The sequence below is a fragment of the Variovorax sp. R-27 genome (genome assembly GCF_049913215.1).
In the GTDB taxonomy this organism is placed as follows: Bacteria; Pseudomonadota; Gammaproteobacteria; order Burkholderiales; family Burkholderiaceae_C; genus Variovorax.
In genome coordinates this window covers 5,331,791-5,348,215 of the sequence record NZ_CP183984.1, presented here as the reverse complement: position 1 = coordinate 5,348,215, position 16,425 = coordinate 5,331,791, and the positions used below count along the sequence as shown (strand labels likewise).

Sequence of the window (16,425 nt, the reverse complement as noted above, 5' to 3'; positions counted from 1 at the left end):
TTCGTCTCCCTGGCTCGCACCATGACCCTCGGCGCCGTCGCAGGCATGCTCCTGGTGGTGACGCTGGTGCTGGCAGTCTTCTACGCGCTGGCCTCTTCGCAGCAGCAGCGCAGTGCCGCGCAGTACGCCAATGCCAAGGCCGAAGCCATCGCCCGCTCGCTGGATATCTTCGACCAGACCATGCGCCTCACGGCGGAGAACGCCTTCGGCGTCTTCCGTCGCCAATTCGCGTCCAGCTTCGTTCTCGACGGAGCCGCGCAGGGAGCGCTGAGCAGTGACGGCACGCCCATCGACGCCAAGCGTATCGCGGAGGTGGATGCCTTCGCGCGCGATTTCCCCGGCGCCAATGCCACGGTGTTCGTAGCGCAAGGCGAAGATTTCCGCCGCGTCACCACCTCGGTGAAGAAGGAAAGCGGCGAACGCGCCGTCGGCACGCTGCTGGATCGCAAGAGCGGCGCCTATCCGGTCCTGCGCGAGGGCAAGCGCTTCGTGGGGCGCGTCATGCTGTTCGGGCGCCCCTACATGACGGTCTACGAACCGGTGCGCGATGCGGCCGGCCGCGTCGTCGCGGTGCTCTACATCGGGCTGGACATTTCCCAGCAGCAGGCTTCCTTCGGCGAAGCCGTGGGCAAGACGCGGATCTTCGAGACCGGCGGGCTCTACATCGTCAACCCCAGCGGCGGTGCCGATGCGGCGACGCTGGTCTTTCATCCGACGGCGGCCGGCAAGAAGCTGAGCGAGCTTCTGCCTGGTGACGAGTCGGCCGCCTGGCTGTCGCGGGTCGCGGCGCCTGACGCCATGTGGATCGACGACGCGCGGGCGGTGCTTGCATCCGCAGCGAACGGGCAGCGGCGCTATGCCTCGGTGGCCAGGAGCGAAGCGACGGGCTGGCTGGTGGTGGCCGAGCTTCCCGCTTCGGAGGTGCTCGCCGGGCTCTATCGCCAGATGGCCTGGATCGGCGCCTGCATTGCGCTGGCGGCCCTGGTGCTGGGGGCAGCGCTGATCGTCTTCATCCGCCGCACCGTGCGGCCACTGAGTGTTCTGAGCGAGCATGTGCAGGCACTCGGCCAGGGCGACCTGTCGCAGCGATTGGACTCGGCCCGCCGTGACGAGATGGGCGTGATCACCCGCGCCGTGGAAAGCATGCGCGAGGGCCTGGCCGGCGTTGTGGGCGGCGTGCGCGAGGGCACCGATGCCATCGCCACCGCCTCGGGCCAGATCTCGGCGGGCAACCAGGATCTTTCGACGCGCACGGAGGAACAGGCGAGCTCGCTGCAGCAGACCGCTGCATCGATGGAAGAGCTCACCAGCACCGTCAAGCAGAACGCAGACAACGCGCGGCAGGCCAACCAGCTGGCGCTGTCGGCCTCCGAGGTGGCGCTCAAGGGCGGCGATGTGGTCAGCCAGGTGGTGGACACCATGGCCTCGATCCATGCCTCGTCGAAGAAGATCGTGGACATCACCGGCGTGATCGACGGCATCGCCTTCCAGACCAACATCCTCGCGCTGAACGCCGCGGTGGAAGCAGCGCGTGCAGGCGAGCAGGGCAGGGGCTTCGCCGTGGTGGCCGCCGAAGTGCGCAACCTCGCGCAGCGCTCGGCAGCAGCGGCCAAGGAAATCAAGGGCTTGATCGATGACTCAGTCGGCAAGGTCGATGCGGGCACCGCCCTGGTGGGCGAAGCCGGAAGGACCATGGAAGAGATCGTGGGCAGCGTGAAGCGGGTGACCGACATCATCGGTGAGATCAGCGCCGCGAGCCACGAGCAGACCTCGGGCATCGAACAGATCAACCAGGCCATCACGCAGATGGACCAGGTCACGCAGCAGAACGCGGCACTGGTCGAGGAAGCCTCGGCCGCAGCCCAGTCGCTGCAGGAACAGGCCGGCAGTCTCGTGCAGGCCGTCAGCATCTTCAAGCTCGGCGAAGGCCGGCAACACACGGTATTGGCCTTCTCGGCCTGAAAAATGATCAAGTCTTTCTACAACCTCAAGATCGCGACCAAGCTGCTTGCGTCGTTCATTGCCGTCCTCGTGCTGACGGCCTGCCTCGGTGTGATTTCGGTGATGCAGCTCGGCAAGGTTCACGAGATGTCCACGGACCTCTCGACCAACTGGCTGCCTGCCACGCGCTCGCTGCTGGAGCTGAAGACTTTGGTGGCGAGCTACCGCGCGCAGGAGACGGAGCATGCCTTGTTGGGTTCGTTCACCGAAATGACTGCGCATGAGAAGACGATGGACGAGTCGTGGGCGGTGCTGCAGAAGAAGCGCGCCGAATATGCGACGCTTATCTCGGAGCCCGAGGAGCGCGAGCTCTATCCGGTGTTCGAGAAGCTGCTGGCGCAATACGCGCTCGAGCACAACAAGATCGTCGCCATCTCCAATACGCAGGACATCGACCAGGCGGCCAATCTGATTCGCGGCAAGTCGCAGACTTTGAGCCGCGAGATGAACGCGACGCTGGACAAGCTGACGCAGATGAACATGGCGGGCGCCCTGCGCGCGAGCCAGACAGCCGACGCGGTGCACGGACGAGCCAGGCTCTGGGTGTTTGGCCTGCTGCTGGGCAGCATCGCGCTCGGCCTGGGGCTGGCGTTGTGGATCGCACGCATCGTCGCGCGGCCGCTGGCGGAAGCCGTGAAGGTGGCGCAGTCGGTGGCGGCAGGCGACTTGACCAGCCGCATCGAGGCGCGGACGACGGACGAAACCGGGCAACTGCTCGAGGCCCTGAAGGGCATGAACGACAGCCTCGTGAAGATCGTGAGTGAAGTGCGCACGGGGACCGACACCATTGCCACGGCTTCGAGCCAGATTGCTTCGGGGAATCAGGATCTGTCTTCGCGCACGGAAGAGCAGGCGAGCTCGTTGGAGCAGACGGCTGCCTCGATGGAGGAGCTGACCTCGACGGTGAAGCAGAACGCGGACAACGCGCGGCAGGCGAACCAGCTTGCAGTCTCGGCCTCGGAAGTTGCGGTGAAGGGCGGCAGCGTTGTCTCGCAAGTGGTCGACACCATGGGTTCGATCAATGCATCTTCCAAGAAGATCGTCGACATCATCGGCGTGATCGATGGCATCGCATTCCAGACCAACATCCTCGCGCTGAACGCGGCAGTCGAGGCGGCACGCGCCGGCGAGCAAGGCCGTGGCTTTGCTGTCGTCGCCTCCGAAGTGCGCAGCCTCGCTCAGCGCTCGGCTGCCGCCGCCAAGGAAATCAAGACCCTGATCGGCGACTCGGTCGAAAAGGTCGAAGAGGGCAGCAAACAAGTTGCAGAGGCTGGCCGCACGATGGACGAAATCGTCGGCAGCGTCCGCCGTGTGACGGACATCATGGGCGAGATCACCGCCGCGAGCCAGGAGCAGACCTCTGGCATCGAACAGATCAACCAGGCCATCACGCAGATGGACCAGGTCACGCAACAGAACGCAGCGCTGGTCGAAGAAGCTTCGGCCGCAGCCCAGTCGCTGCAGGAGCAGGCCGGCGCCCTCGTGCAGTCCGTCAGCATCTTCAAGCTCGACGCCAACGCCGCGGCCACAACACGCCCCGGCTTCACGCGCATCACCCCGATCGCCAAGTCCGTCAAGCCCGAGCCGAAGCGCCCCGCCAAGGCCTTGCCCACCCGCCGCGAACCCGCCGCAGCCCCACAGCTCGCCGTAGCTGGGGATGCGAAGGGCGACTGGACGGAATTCTGAGTCTGCTGGAGGAAATCAAATGAACTTGAAGAACCTGAAAATCGGCACCCGCCTGGGCCTCGGCTTTGCGGTCGTGTTGCTCCTGATGTTGGTCATTGCCGCCACCGGCATGCAGCGCCTTGCGAGCGTGGGCAAGGCCACGGAAGACATGATGCAGAACGCGCTGGTCAAGGAGCGCCTGGCCAACCAGTGGTCCAACCTGCTCGGGCCGGCAATCGTCAATTCGTTCGCGATGGTCAAGGCGACAGACCCCAAGGTGGTCGCCTACTTCGAGAAGGGCCGGGCCGACAAGTCGGCGCTTATCAACCCGGTGCAGAAGAAGCTCGAGGAACTGCTGACCTCTCCGGAAGAGAAGAAGCTGTATGCCGGTGTGGCTGACGCTCGCGGCGTCGTGCTCGCGACCATCGGGAAGATCAACAAGCTCAAGACCGAGGGGAAGAACGAAGAGGCCATGGAAATGGCCGACAACCAGTTCGCGCCCGCACTCACCGTCTACGAGGAGGCCGTGGCCAAGCTCGCGGCGTATCAGCGCGACCGCATCGACGAACTGGCGCAAGACATCGAAGCCAGCCATACGACCGGCGAGACCACGTTGATGGTGCTGTCGGGCATTGCGCTGGTGCTGGGGGCGCTGTTTGCATGGCGCCTGACACTGGGCATCGTGCGCCCGCTGGGGCATGCGGTGGAAGTGGCCGAGACGGTGGCCGCGGGCGACCTGAGCACGCACATCGAAGTGGAAAGCCGCGACGAGACAGGGCAGCTGATGCACGCGCTGCGAGAGATGAATGCGAGCCTGGCGAAGGTAGTGGGTGAGGTGCGTACGGGCACGGAAACGATCGCTACTGCTTCGGGGCAGATCGCTTCGGGGAATCAGGACCTGTCTTCGCGCACTGAAGAGCAGGCGAGTTCGCTGGAGCAGACGGCTGCTTCGATGGAAGAGCTGACCAGCACCGTCAAGCAGAACGCTGACAACGCGCGTCAAGCCAACCAGCTGGCTGTGTCTGCCTCGGAAGTTGCCGTGAAGGGCGGCAGTGTCGTATCGCAGGTGGTCGACACCATGGGCTCGATCAATGCGTCGTCCAAGAAGATCGTCGACATCATCGGTGTGATCGATGGCATTGCTTTCCAGACCAACATCCTGGCGCTGAATGCAGCGGTCGAAGCTGCCCGCGCAGGTGAGCAAGGCCGAGGCTTTGCCGTAGTGGCTTCAGAAGTTCGCAGCCTGGCTCAACGTTCCGCTGCGGCAGCCAAAGAGATCAAGACGCTGATTGGTGACTCGGTGGAGAAGGTCGAAGAAGGCAGCAAGCAGGTGGAAGAGGCTGGCCGCACGATGGACGAAATCGTCGGCAGCGTGAAGCGCGTGACCGACATCATGGGCGAGATCACCGCTGCCAGCCAGGAGCAAACGTCAGGCATCGAACAGATCAACCAGGCCATCACGCAGATGGACCAGGTCACGCAGCAGAACGCCGCGCTGGTCGAAGAGGCTTCGGCGGCCGCTCAATCGTTGCAGGAACAGGCCAGCAGCCTGGTGCAAGCCGTCAGCGTCTTCAAGCTCGACGCCAACGCCGTCGCCACCACACGCCCCGGCTTCACGCGTATCACCCCAATCCCGAAGCCCGCCAAGCCAGCACCCAAGCGCCCCGCCAAGGCCTTGCCCACCCGGCGCGAGCCTTCTGGCGCCCCGCAACTCGCCATGGCCAACGACGCCAAGGGCGACTGGACCGAGTTCTGACCCGATCGGCCCTCAACTTTCGGCCGGCGCTGCCGATATAGACCCAGAGGCATCCAGGCGATGCCACCTCATTTCACACACCTCATCGACAGGTAAAGCCATATGTCCGGAAGTTTGTTCTACACGGGTCTGAGCGGCCTCGGCGTTGCACGCACCGCGCTGATGACCACGGCCCACAACACAGCCAACGTGTACACCGCCGGCTACAGCCGCCAGGTGGCAGAAATCGCCACGGGCAACGCCACTGGCACAGGCTCGGGCTTCATTGGCTCGGGTGCCAACGTCACGACCGTCTCGCGCAGCTACGACCGCTACCTGACGGCGCAGCTCTCTATTGCGCAGTCGACCTCGGCCGCGCTTGCCACCAACAGCACGCAGATCAACCGCATCGACACCCTGCTGGCCGACAAGACCTCGGGCATCGCGCCGCTGATGCAGAGCTTCTTCACCAGCGTGCAGGGCGTGGCCAACACACCGGCCGACCCGGCGGCGCGCCAGCAGATGATCAGCTCGGCGCAGGCGCTGGCCAGCAAGTTTCGCGCGACCGACCAGTACCTGTCGGACCTGAACTCCTCCGTCAATGAGCAGATCGTCGGCAGCGTGGACCAGATCAACACCTACGCCAGCAAGATCGCCAGCCTCAACCAGCAGATCAGCCAGATCAGCGCCATGGCCGGCGGCCAGCCTCCCAACGACCTGCTCGACCAGCGCGACCAGCTCGTGAGCGAGCTGAGCCAGGTGGTCGACGTGAAGGTGCTGCAGCAGGACAACGGCAAGTACAACGTGTTCATCGCCACCGGCCAGTCTTTGGTGACGGGCGACTACGCCGCCACCATGGCGGCAGTTAACTCCGCCGCCGACCCGTCGCGCAAGGCCGTGGCGCTGCAGGGCTTTGCCGGCAACACGACCGAGCTGTCGGACGGCGTCATCACCGGCGGCACTCTGGGCGGGCTCATGAGCTTTCGGCGCGACACGCTCATTCCCACGCAAAACTCCATCGGCCGGCTCGCCATGTCGGTGGCCGACGCCGTGAACGCGCAGAGCAAGCTGGGCGTGGACCTCAGCGGCGCACTGGGCAAAGACTTTTTCACGCAGTCCGTGCCGGGTGTGCTCTCCAACGCAAAGAACGCGGGCAACCTCGAACTCACCGGCACGCTCTCGAACGCGTCGCAACTCACGACCAGCGACTACAACGTGAGCGTCACCGACGTGGCCGGCACGCTGACCTACTCGGTCACCCGCCTGTCGGACAAGCAGTCGATGGGCTCCTTCACCACCTTCCCCATCACCTTCGACGGCGTGAGCCTCACGGCCGCCAGCGGTACCGCGCAGGCCGGCGATTCGTTTCTGGTGCAGCCCACGCGCACCGGCGCGCGCGACCTCGACGTGCTGACGCTCGACCCCGCCAAGGTGGCCGCGGCATCGCCCATCGTCACCGGCAATACCGTCGGCAACAAGGGCTCCGGCGCGCTGGGCGCGGCCACGGTGGATGCGAGCTACCCCGCAACGCCGCTGGGCGGCACCGTCACGCTGAGCTACGACGCGACCACCGGCAACCTGACGGGCTTTCCGGCCACCTCGGCCGTGACGGTCACGCTGGCCGATGGCACCAGCACCAGCTACGCGGCCGGCACGCCCGTGCCCTACACCGCCGGCGCGAAGATGAGCTTCGACGGCATCACCGTTGCCATGACCGGCGCGCCTGCGCAAGGCGACACCTTCACCATTGGCAAGAACACCGCGGGCGTATCCGACGGCAGCAACGCGCTGCTGCTGGGCGCACTGCAGCGCAAGACCACCATGGCCAACGGCACGGCAACCTTCAACGGCGCCTACTCGCAGATCGTCAGCGAAGTCGGCAACCGCGCCATGGCAGTGAAGGTGGCAGCCACCACGCAAGACAGCGTTACCAGCCAGATCAAGGCCAGCCAGCAGGCCATCTCGGGCGTAAACCAGGACGAGGAAACCGCCAACCTGCTGATGTTCCAGCAGATGTACCAGGCCAATGCGAAGGTGATCCAGACCGCCTCGACCATCTTCGACACCATCCTCGGCATTGGCAGCTGAGCCAGCCCAACGTCAAGCAGATTCAACAAGGCAAAGCGATGCGCATCAGCACCCAATCCTTCTACGAACAGAACGTACTGGCCATGGGCCAGCAACAGCAGAAACTGTTCAGGGTCCAGCAGCAGCTGGCGACCAACTCAAAATTTCTCTCGGCAGGCGACGACCCGGTGGGCGCGGCCCGCGCACTCGGCGTCAGCCAGACGCTGTCGGAAATCTCGCAGTACGCCACCAGTCGCCAACGCGCGTCGCGCTCGCTCTCCACCGAAGAGAACGCGCTCAACTCGGTGACCTCGATCCTGCAGAACATCAAGGCCCTGACCGTGCAGGCCGGCAACGGCACCCTGTCGGACGCCGACCGCGCATCGCTCGCCACCACCATCCAGAGCAGCTATGACCAGCTGGTGGGCATCGCCAACTCCGACGATGGCAACGGCCAGTATCTGTTCGCAGGCTTCAAGAGCGGCTCCCCGCCCTTCGTGGCCACGGCCAGCGGCGGCGTGCAGTACGTCGGCGACCAGGGCCAGCGGCTGATGCAGGTCGACGTGGCGCGCCAGATGTCCACATCGGACGACGGCCGCAGCGTCTTCCAGTCGGTGCAGGGCGGTGCGGGCTATGTGGCGTCAGGCGCCGCGGGCAACACTGGCACCGGCGTGTTCGGCTCTGTCAGCGTGACCGACGCCACCGCGCCCAACTACGGCAAGGACTTCACCATCACCTTCAGCGCCACCGACTACACGGTGACGACCAAGGACACGCCGCCGGTGGTCGCAGCCACCGGCCCGATCTCTGCGGACACGCCCATCAACTTCGGCGGCGTGCAGATCAAGATCACTGGCACGCCGGCGGCTGGCGACAGCTTTGATGTGTCTACCGCGAAGAATGCCGGCACCGATGTGTTCGCTGCCATCGGCGAGCTGGTGAGTGCGCTGCGCACGCCGCTGAGCGGTGGTGGCGCGGCTGCGCAGGCGAAGCTGCAGAACGCGCTGGCCACAGCCAACGTGAAGGTGACGAATGCGCACGACAACGTGCTGACGGTGTTGTCGTCGGTGGGCTCAAGGCAGAGCGAGATCGATGCGCTGGACTCGGGTGGTGGGGATCGCAAGCTGCAGGAAGAGTCTTATCTGTCTTCCATTGAAGACCTGGATCCGTATAGCGCGATTGCGGAGTTTTATCAGCGGCAGTCTTCGTTGCAGGCTACGCAGATGACGTTTGCTAAGTTGAATAGTATTTCGTTGTTCAATTATTTGTAGAGGTAGGCAGGGCTGGGTGGCCTTGCGTTGGCCCGATTGCGAAGGGGTAGACCACTCTGGAAGTGTGCAGCGTGCGGCTGGCGTGAGGAGGAATCACGTAAGGAAAATAGAGTCTGAACCCGAATCTCCAAGCCGCGCGGGTCAACCTCAGGCTAGACGCGGAATTGGAAGTGGTCTTGCCGCGCTGGGATGCGTGGCGCCTCACGCCGTTATTAAGACTTCGGCGCCGGTCGCCAATGACCATGCGAGCATGAATTTGGTCCGGCGCGGTCGCAGGCTTATGGGTAGTCGCCCAATGACAACAGCAAGCTCCGGGGCGCTGCGTACTTTCATATTCAGCCAGCGATCAACTTACCTCGTGCCATTGGTCTGTCGTTGTCTGGGTGTGACCTTTCGGCTAATCTGAAACAACTTGTAGGCGTACGTTGCGTAGCAGTTGCGCGTCGTCTGACGGGTGATTGACTGTCGCGGGTCAGAGCCCACCAAGATGACCATGGACGCGGATAGCACGCCAAAGAAAACAAGGGGAGGAAGCGATGACGGGTTTCAGAAGGGCTTGGCTTGGGTTGCTGCTTCGGGTGGCATCTCGACGGGGATGGTCAACGAGTTGGCGTACTCAGTTCAGTCCGTCCATTCGCACGATCGCCTGCGTAACGCTGCTGCTGATCACCGCGGCGGCGCACGCGGGTATTCCCCCGCGAGTCAGATACATAGCTGACCACACTCTCCAGCCGGATGGCTTCTCGACCCGGTTGGAAGCCTGCGTTGACTTTGTAGATCAAATCAATGCGCAGTACGGGCCTCTACCTCAAGGTCAGTATCCTTGGATTTGGAAGGATCCACGGTTGAGTTCAGACGGTTCAATGTGCATCGTTGATCTGTATTGGAAAGAGCCAGCCGGCGTAATGGGGATTCGGGATTATGCAGGCGCGAGTATCGGCTATCGACAAGATTGCCCAAGCAGAAGCAGCCTCTATATGGGCAGTTGCATCTGCCAGGAAGGTCTGCAAGACGACGTCACCGCATTTGCTTGCAGACCTGCAGAGCCAGAGCAGGTTGCAGGGCAATGCACCCCCGATGGTCTGTCTGTTGGTCGTCCGATCTTGCCCTCCACTCAAGAGAAGTACCGCTCGGAGGCGGACTGGATTGATGGCGGTGTAGCGCCTCTTTCTTTTGTGCGGACGTATCGCAGCAGTTGGGGGCTGGATGGCACCGATACAAAGGCGAATCTGGGTGTAGGGTGGAGCCACAACCACGCGTGGCAGTTGGTTCAGTCTCCCGACAATCTGCGCATCTCCATCGTTATGCCTGAGGGCTACAACCGCAGTTTCACGAGGCAATCCGACTCTTCCACTACATGGACTGCAAACAATGGTGCCGACGTCCTGAGTGAGGTCAATAGCTCGTGGATCTACAAGCGCGCGGAGGACGACAGCGTCCTGGCGTTTACTTCCGAGGGCAAGCTGCAGACCAGAACCGAGCGCAACGGGTTCAGCTATGCCTATACCTATGACGGGGACGGTCGCTTGGCGGCGGTGGTCAACGGCTTCGGCAGAAGCCTCGCCTTCACATACGCTGGAAACAGATTCGCGACTGTCACCACCGCCGATGGTCGTCTCATTGGCTATAGCTACGACACCCAGGGGCATCTGGCGACAGTGCTGTATCCCGATGGAAAGAGCCGAGGTTTCCTCTACGAAAACAGCACCTATCCTCATGCTCTCACTGGCATCGTTGATGAAGCCGGAGGGCGTTGGGGCACCTTTGCCTATAGCAGCCAGGGGCAGGCCATCAGCACCGAACTGGCGGGAGGTGTCGAGCGCTACGAAGTCACCTATCTTGGATATGGGGCACAAGTCAAAGACCCCTTGGGAATGATCCGGGAGTATCGATACCAAGTTGACTCGGGAAAAGTCGCCGTTCGCTATGCTACCCAGGCATCGGGGACGGGCCAGCCTGACATGGGTTGGCGCACGCAGGACGCCAACGGCCTGATCACCTCGGAGACCGACTTCAAGGGGGTAGTGAACACTACGGCCTGGGATGTGGCTCGTCGGCTGCCAACGACCGTGGTCCATGCTTCCGGCACTCCTGATGCCCGCACGGCCTCCACTCAGTGGCATTCCATGTTCAGTCTGCCCGTGCTGGTAACCGAGCCAGGCCGCACCACTACCTATACCTACGACGCTGTTGGCAATGTGCTGACTCGCACGGTCACTGACACGGCGACCAATAAGGCCCAACTCTGGCAGTGGACGTACAACGCGCAGCAGTTGGTTGATACGGCAACAGAGCCCAACGGCGCAGTCACCAGCTACATCTACGACATCCGTGGCAACGTCCTCACTTCCACCAATGCTCTGGGCCACGTCACCAGCTACACCTACGACCTCGCCAACCGTGTCATCAGCTCCACGGCCCCTAACGGCCTCGTCACTACCTACACCTACGACCAGCGCGACCGCCTGCTGACCCAGACCGTCGGCGGCCGGACCACAGTTCTTACCTACAAGCCCTACGGCACGGTCGAGACGGTGTCCTTGCCCTCAGGCTTGGTCCTGACCTACGCCTACGACGCCGCCCACCGCCTGATCGGCTGGGGCAACAGCCGAGGCGAATCCGGCACCTACGCCCTCGATGGCATGGGCAACCGTACTGCTGAGCAGGTCAAGGACGGCTCAGGCAACGTCGCCTGGAGCGTGGCGCGCACCATCAACAACATCAACCGCCTCTTAAGCAGGACTGAAGGCTCCAACCAGACGAGCTTTTTTTACTATGACCCCAATGGCGAACTCACGGATGAGTACAACGGGAATCAGAGAGTTGCCGCATATGGACTTGACAACCTGCGCCGCGTCAAGACCGTTACCGATGCAGCGAGTGCCAGTGCCAGCCTGAGCTACAACGCCCAGGACGCGGTGACTTCAGCCAGCGACTTCAAGGGCGTGGCCACCGCCTACACCCGAGACGCCCAAGGCAACGCAACAACCGAGAGCAGCACCGATACGGGTGGAGCCAGCACACAGTACGACAACCTCGGCCTGCCCAGCCAGATCACCGACGCCCTCGGCCAGGCGACAACGATCACCCGCGATGCCCTGGGCCGCCCGACTGGCCTGGTCTTCGCCGACGGCAAGACCACCACCCTGCGCTACGACCTCACGGCCAACAGCAAGGGCTATCTGTCCGAGATCGTCGACCGCAGCGGCACCACCGAGTACACCCGCGACACCTTCGGCCGCGTGACCCTCAAGAAGCAGACCCTGGCCAACGGCAGCGTCCAGCAGGTCAGCTACACCTACAACCCCAACGGCACGCTGGCCAGCATCGGCTACCCCAACGCAGGCGGCGTGCTCACGCACACCTACGACAGCACCGGTCGCCTCACAGGCCTGAGCCTGAACGGCAACCCGCTGGTCACCGGCATCGCCTGGAACCCGCTGGGCCAGCCCACGGCGTGGACCTGGGCGTTCGCGAGCCCCTCCATCGGAGCCAGCCGCAGCTACGACACCGCAGGCCGGCTGACCGCCACCGAGTTCAGCAGCTACGCCTACGACGCAGCCGGGCGCATCACCAGCCTGACGCAGAACCTCTACCAGCCCGGCGACACCGACCCGACCCACAGCACCATCGCCAATGCCAACGTCACCTGGAGCGTGGGCTACAGCGCCGTGGGGCGCATCGTGAGCTTCGACGCCACGGGCAACACCGCAGGCTTCGGCTACGACGCCAACGGCAACCGCAACAGCAGCACCCGGGCACTCAATGGCACGAGCACCAGCCGCACCTACACGGTGGGGTCTGCAAGCAACCAGCTCACGGGCTTCAGCCAGACCATCAACGGCGCGAGCAGCACCAGCGTCACCTACGGCTACAACGCCAACGGCGACCTCCTGACGGATGGCCTGCGCAGCTACACCTACGACGCCGAAGGGCGGCTTGCCGCGGCGACGACGGGTGCGACCGATGTCAGCCCGACCACGCGCTATGCGCACAACGCGCTGGGGCAGCGGGTGTTCAAGACGGAGCCGCTGTATCCGCCCAGCCAGGGCGACGAGGCCGACCCGGGCTTCATGCAGAGCCTGATCGCGTTCTTCACGAAGTTGTGGAGCCCGAGCACGACGCAGGCGGAACAACTCGGCTACGCCTATGTCTACGACGAGCAGGGCACGCTGATCGCGGAGGTGGGCAGCGGGGGCACGAACAGTGCGGGGCAGAGCCAGTACATCTACCTGCCGACGGGCAATGGGCCGATGCCGGTTGCGGCGGTGATCAACGGAACGACATACGCCGTCCACAGCGATCACCTGAACACCCCGAGGAAGCTGACCAACGCAGACGGCCAAGCCGTCTGGCAGTGGGGCTACAGCGCGTTCGGGGAAGACAAGCCGACGGTTGCGAAGAACCGGTTTGCGAATCTGGAAGTGACGCCGAGTCCGGGCACGACGGGCATCTCTGAGGTGAAGTTCAACCTGCGGTATCCGGGGCAGTACGCCGATGAGGAATCGGGGCTGTTCTTCAATGGCTATCGCTCTTACTGCCCAAGTTGTGGGAGATACACGCAGCCTGACCCCATCGGACTTGATGGCGGTTGGAATCGCATCGGCTATGCGTATCAAAACCCACTGAGGTTCACCGACCCCAAGGGCCTGCAAGTTGCACCTGCCCCTTGGGGGCCGATGCCCTTCCCGCCTGTTTTGCCTGGTCGAAGCTCTTCGCCACAAGGCGGCAGCGATCTCGATGGAATTCCCATTCCCCCGCCTGTACTTGCGTGGCCAAAACCCCAAACGCCGGTATCACCTTTGAGCTTGACCGTGCCAGGATTAATTCTGGACATCTGCAAGGGCATTAGCAATCTGACTCAGGCCAGACTGCCAGACAAGGACACGCGAGAACTCTCAGATCAACAGGCGACGGATGACAAAGGAAGGCTAAGGTGCCAGTACTGTGGGCAGCAGATGAGGCCTGATTCCGGGCATGACAACTCAAGGGAATTTGATCATGAGGAAGCCTGGGCCAATGGCGGGGGGTCCGAGATCGATAACATCCTCAGCGCGTGTCGCAAGTGCAATCGCCAAAAGGGTCGGCGATTATTTCCTAACGAGTGGATTCCCAACCATTGACCGAGACCAGCATGATCCCAGGTAACCTGAAGTCCTATGTTTGCATCCATGTCTTTGAAAAGACGGAGCCTGTGCGTTTAATAGCTCGCCCAGACGGAGACTGGTGCTTTGTTTGTGGTGGAGAGCACGAGCAAAGTGCTTCGGCCTATCGAGTTGTAGGCATCGGACACGTGCTTGAAGATGATCCGAGCCTTCGCTCAGAGATGGATCTTGAGCCCGGCTGGGAATCTGAGCGAAAAGAACCTGGATCGCCCTGGATAAGAACGCGAGGCGACACGACGGGTTCGTAGAGGTTGCTTCGACACGACCAGATCGTGATGACCCAGTCTTCTGCTGGGCCTTTCATCACCGCCCGAAAATCTTCCGAACAATCGACGGCCCAGGTAGCCCCGTCAGAAGCGGGGGGCCCAACGAGCTTCTTGCCTCCCAGTAGGGGACCTGGCATGTGTTCCCGTGACGATTACAAGGACAGCTCCATGATGCCCTCTTCAATTTCGCAGCTTGACGCTGAATCGTTCGACTTCAATGTCGCTCATGTAGCGACCATTCCATCGAATCTTTCGATTCTTGCCAAGAGGTTCAACTTCAACGTTGAACATGAACTCGATGACCTTCAAGAGTACGACGTTGCGTATTTGAAGTTGGATGACGGGTTTCGCTTCTACCTTTGCAAGTACAAGGGCCTTCCCGAGAACACAGTGGATTTGTTCTTTTGCTCGCAGCTAGATGACTGGGAGCATCGGCTGGAGCAGGTGTCGGCCGCCCTTGGCATCACTTCATCCGAACTTCTCTGGAAAAACACCGGGTACATAAAGACCCCGTGAAGAGGTTCGGTGCTTCGCAATAAGGCGACCCGTTCCTAGCGGCCCCAGCTCTCCCGCTGGGCCCTGCTCTTCACCGTCCAAACAGCTTCCGAACAATCGACGGTCCCAGTAGCCCCGTCAGGAACGGATGGCGCTCGACCAGTTTCTTGCCCTGTGCGAACGCACTGGACTCCTCGACAGTCTGTGCAACGTTGTCGATGCTGTCGATCAGCTGCCGGTGGCGGTTGGGACGCGCGGTCAGTTTGGCGGGGGTGCTGGTGTAGGCTATGTCGATTGCGTTCAAAAAACGTGGTGCTTAAGGAGGTGATATGTCCAATCGTCAGGGTTTTCTTCTTGGCTTAGTGGTCTTAGCTGTGCTCATCCCGTTAGTTGTCGTTCTGTACCGAAAACTCTATGCGGGCAAGCCACAGACGGGGCTTCACATTCAGACTGCAGGCATCTCCTTGGCTTGGATCGGAGGGGTAATCGCTCTTGCACTCGATCAAGTGGAACTCGGCGCTAAGGCTATTTTTCTGGGCTTCCTGATTGGTATCGTCGGATTGTTCGTTCACACACAATCAACTCGCAAAGAAAAAGACCGGCAGGATTGAGATCAAGTAACTGAACTCCTCAAACGAACAGCTTCTGAACACAACCATCTCAACGAAGCGACGGGCCTTGGGCACATGAGCCTTCAAAAAATGCGAGCTGGAATGGGGCGAGTGGCAGCATGAAATTTCTGAAATGGGCTGCCGTAGTAGTGCTGGTGGTTCTCCCTCTTTCTGAGGTCGCAGGCCACTTGATCATCAAGCAGACCGACGCGTACCAGACGCTGAGAAATTTCGTTCAAACCTCAGACGGCATAAGAGAAAAAGTAGGCGATCGTCCGAAGATGAGCCTTCATTTCTTCGGGTACTCGATCCGAATGTCGGGGCCAAGTGGAAACGCGGAGTTTTCCGCTTCCGTGGAAGGCTCCAGTGGGACTGGCGAGTTGCATGCGAGCCTCGTAAAAAGTGGTAATTGGAGGATCGTGTCGATGAGCCTCGATGGCCAGGAGATTCAGGTGGCAACTATCAAAGAGTCCTCCGCGGTGGTTGCTGAGAAGTAGAGCAGTGGGCTGTCGCCAGTTTCGTGGACGTCGGCCCAAGCTCTTTTTAGTTTTCTCGAATCCTGTTGGACTGGCATCGATAACCTCGAAGGTGTTCATCGCGCACCGCCTTCACTCAAGGCAACACGCAACGACTGCATCGTGGTGTCGGCCGTTTCGACCCGCCGCTGCAGTTCCTCATTGACCACCCGCACCAGCGCGCTGAGTTCGGTGCGGGTCGGATACACCTCTTCCGTATCGTTCACACCCTGCGGAACGATGAGCTTTTCGAGACACGCGTAGGCACGATGCACAGCGTGAAGGCTGTCGATGTCATCGCACGCCTGCAGTGCAAGCGATTCAACGCCGGCGGCTTCAGAAGATTCGGGAACTGAGGTGACGTGCGCGGACGCGCGAGTGAATCCAGCCATGAATGGCCTCCAAGGGTTTCGGTTTGCTGAAACCGACGCACTCAACGCCAATTGAGGGCGGCGGCTCGACGGGTTGGCGTACCGGGAAACCACTTGCGTGAAACCGGCCGGGCTCGCGCCCGCCCATCGAGCCGCCAAAACTGGAGGCACGAACGACGAAGCCGCAGACCCTGCGGGGAAACTGCGGCTTGCGTCGCAGTGATTTCAGCGGGACGCCAATCCCGATCACGCCTGTTTTTGAC

General features: G+C 62.1%; 11 protein-coding genes. 9 read left to right on the top strand and 2 right to left on the bottom strand.

Annotated elements, in window-relative coordinates:
• Positions 1 to 21: 21 nt before the first annotated feature.
• The 7 genes from ACN9MV_RS24980 to ACN9MV_RS24950 all read left to right on the top strand — a co-directional run bounded on the left by ACN9MV_RS24980 (position 22) and on the right by ACN9MV_RS24950 (position 14,686).
• Positions 22 to 1,962, top strand: coding sequence for a methyl-accepting chemotaxis protein (locus tag ACN9MV_RS24980; RefSeq protein WP_305367592.1), 1,941 nt, complete (start codon positions 22 to 24; stop codon positions 1,960 to 1,962).
• 3 nt (positions 1,963 to 1,965) lie between these two features.
• Positions 1,966 to 3,687 (top strand): methyl-accepting chemotaxis protein, encoded by a 1,722-nt coding sequence (locus tag ACN9MV_RS24975; RefSeq protein ID WP_426389971.1) that lies wholly within the window; start codon positions 1,966 to 1,968, stop codon positions 3,685 to 3,687.
• Positions 3,688 to 3,706: 19 nt separating this feature from the next.
• Entirely contained in the window at positions 3,707 to 5,422 is a 1,716-nt protein-coding gene (locus ACN9MV_RS24970) for a methyl-accepting chemotaxis protein (protein WP_093077306.1), read from the top strand.
• Between the two features lie 102 nt (positions 5,423 to 5,524).
• A complete protein-coding gene (gene flgK / locus ACN9MV_RS24965; protein ID WP_426389969.1) occupies positions 5,525 to 7,489 on the top strand; it encodes a flagellar hook-associated protein FlgK in 1,965 nt (654 codons plus the stop codon).
• A 38-nt stretch (positions 7,490 to 7,527) separates the two neighbouring features.
• Positions 7,528 to 8,739, top strand: a complete 1,212-nt coding sequence (gene flgL / locus ACN9MV_RS24960; protein ID WP_093077303.1) for a flagellar hook-associated protein FlgL — start codon at positions 7,528 to 7,530, stop codon at positions 8,737 to 8,739.
• An 845-nt stretch (positions 8,740 to 9,584) separates the two neighbouring features.
• Positions 9,585 to 13,862, top strand: coding sequence for an RHS repeat-associated core domain-containing protein (locus tag ACN9MV_RS24955; protein WP_426389967.1), 4,278 nt, complete (start codon positions 9,585 to 9,587; stop codon positions 13,860 to 13,862).
• Between the two features lie 476 nt (positions 13,863 to 14,338).
• Complete coding sequence (locus tag ACN9MV_RS24950) at positions 14,339 to 14,686, top strand: hypothetical protein (protein WP_426389965.1); 348 nt, start codon at positions 14,339 to 14,341, stop codon at positions 14,684 to 14,686.
• A 70-nt stretch (positions 14,687 to 14,756) separates the two neighbouring features.
• On the opposite strand, the gene ACN9MV_RS24945 is transcribed toward ACN9MV_RS24950, so the two are convergent.
• Positions 14,757 to 14,969 carry a hypothetical protein gene (locus ACN9MV_RS24945; RefSeq protein ID WP_426389963.1) on the bottom strand — a complete coding sequence of 71 codons (213 nt, stop codon included), beginning with the start codon at positions 14,967 to 14,969 and terminating at the stop codon, positions 14,757 to 14,759.
• 25 nt (positions 14,970 to 14,994) lie between these two features.
• On the opposite strand from ACN9MV_RS24945, the gene ACN9MV_RS24940 reads away from it, so the two are divergent.
• On the top strand, positions 14,995 to 15,276 hold the full coding sequence (locus ACN9MV_RS24940) for a hypothetical protein (RefSeq protein ID WP_307617357.1): 282 nt from the start codon (positions 14,995 to 14,997) through the stop codon (positions 15,274 to 15,276).
• 119 nt (positions 15,277 to 15,395) lie between these two features.
• On the top strand, positions 15,396 to 15,773 hold the full coding sequence (locus tag ACN9MV_RS24935) for a cytochrome c oxidase assembly factor Coa1 family protein (RefSeq protein WP_093077298.1): 378 nt from the start codon (positions 15,396 to 15,398) through the stop codon (positions 15,771 to 15,773).
• 95 nt (positions 15,774 to 15,868) lie between these two features.
• Here the strand turns inward: ACN9MV_RS24935 and ACN9MV_RS24930 are convergent, their stop codons facing one another.
• Complete coding sequence (locus ACN9MV_RS24930; protein WP_426389960.1) at positions 15,869 to 16,183, bottom strand: hypothetical protein; 315 nt, start codon at positions 16,181 to 16,183, stop codon at positions 15,869 to 15,871.
• Positions 16,184 to 16,425 lie beyond the last annotated feature (242 nt).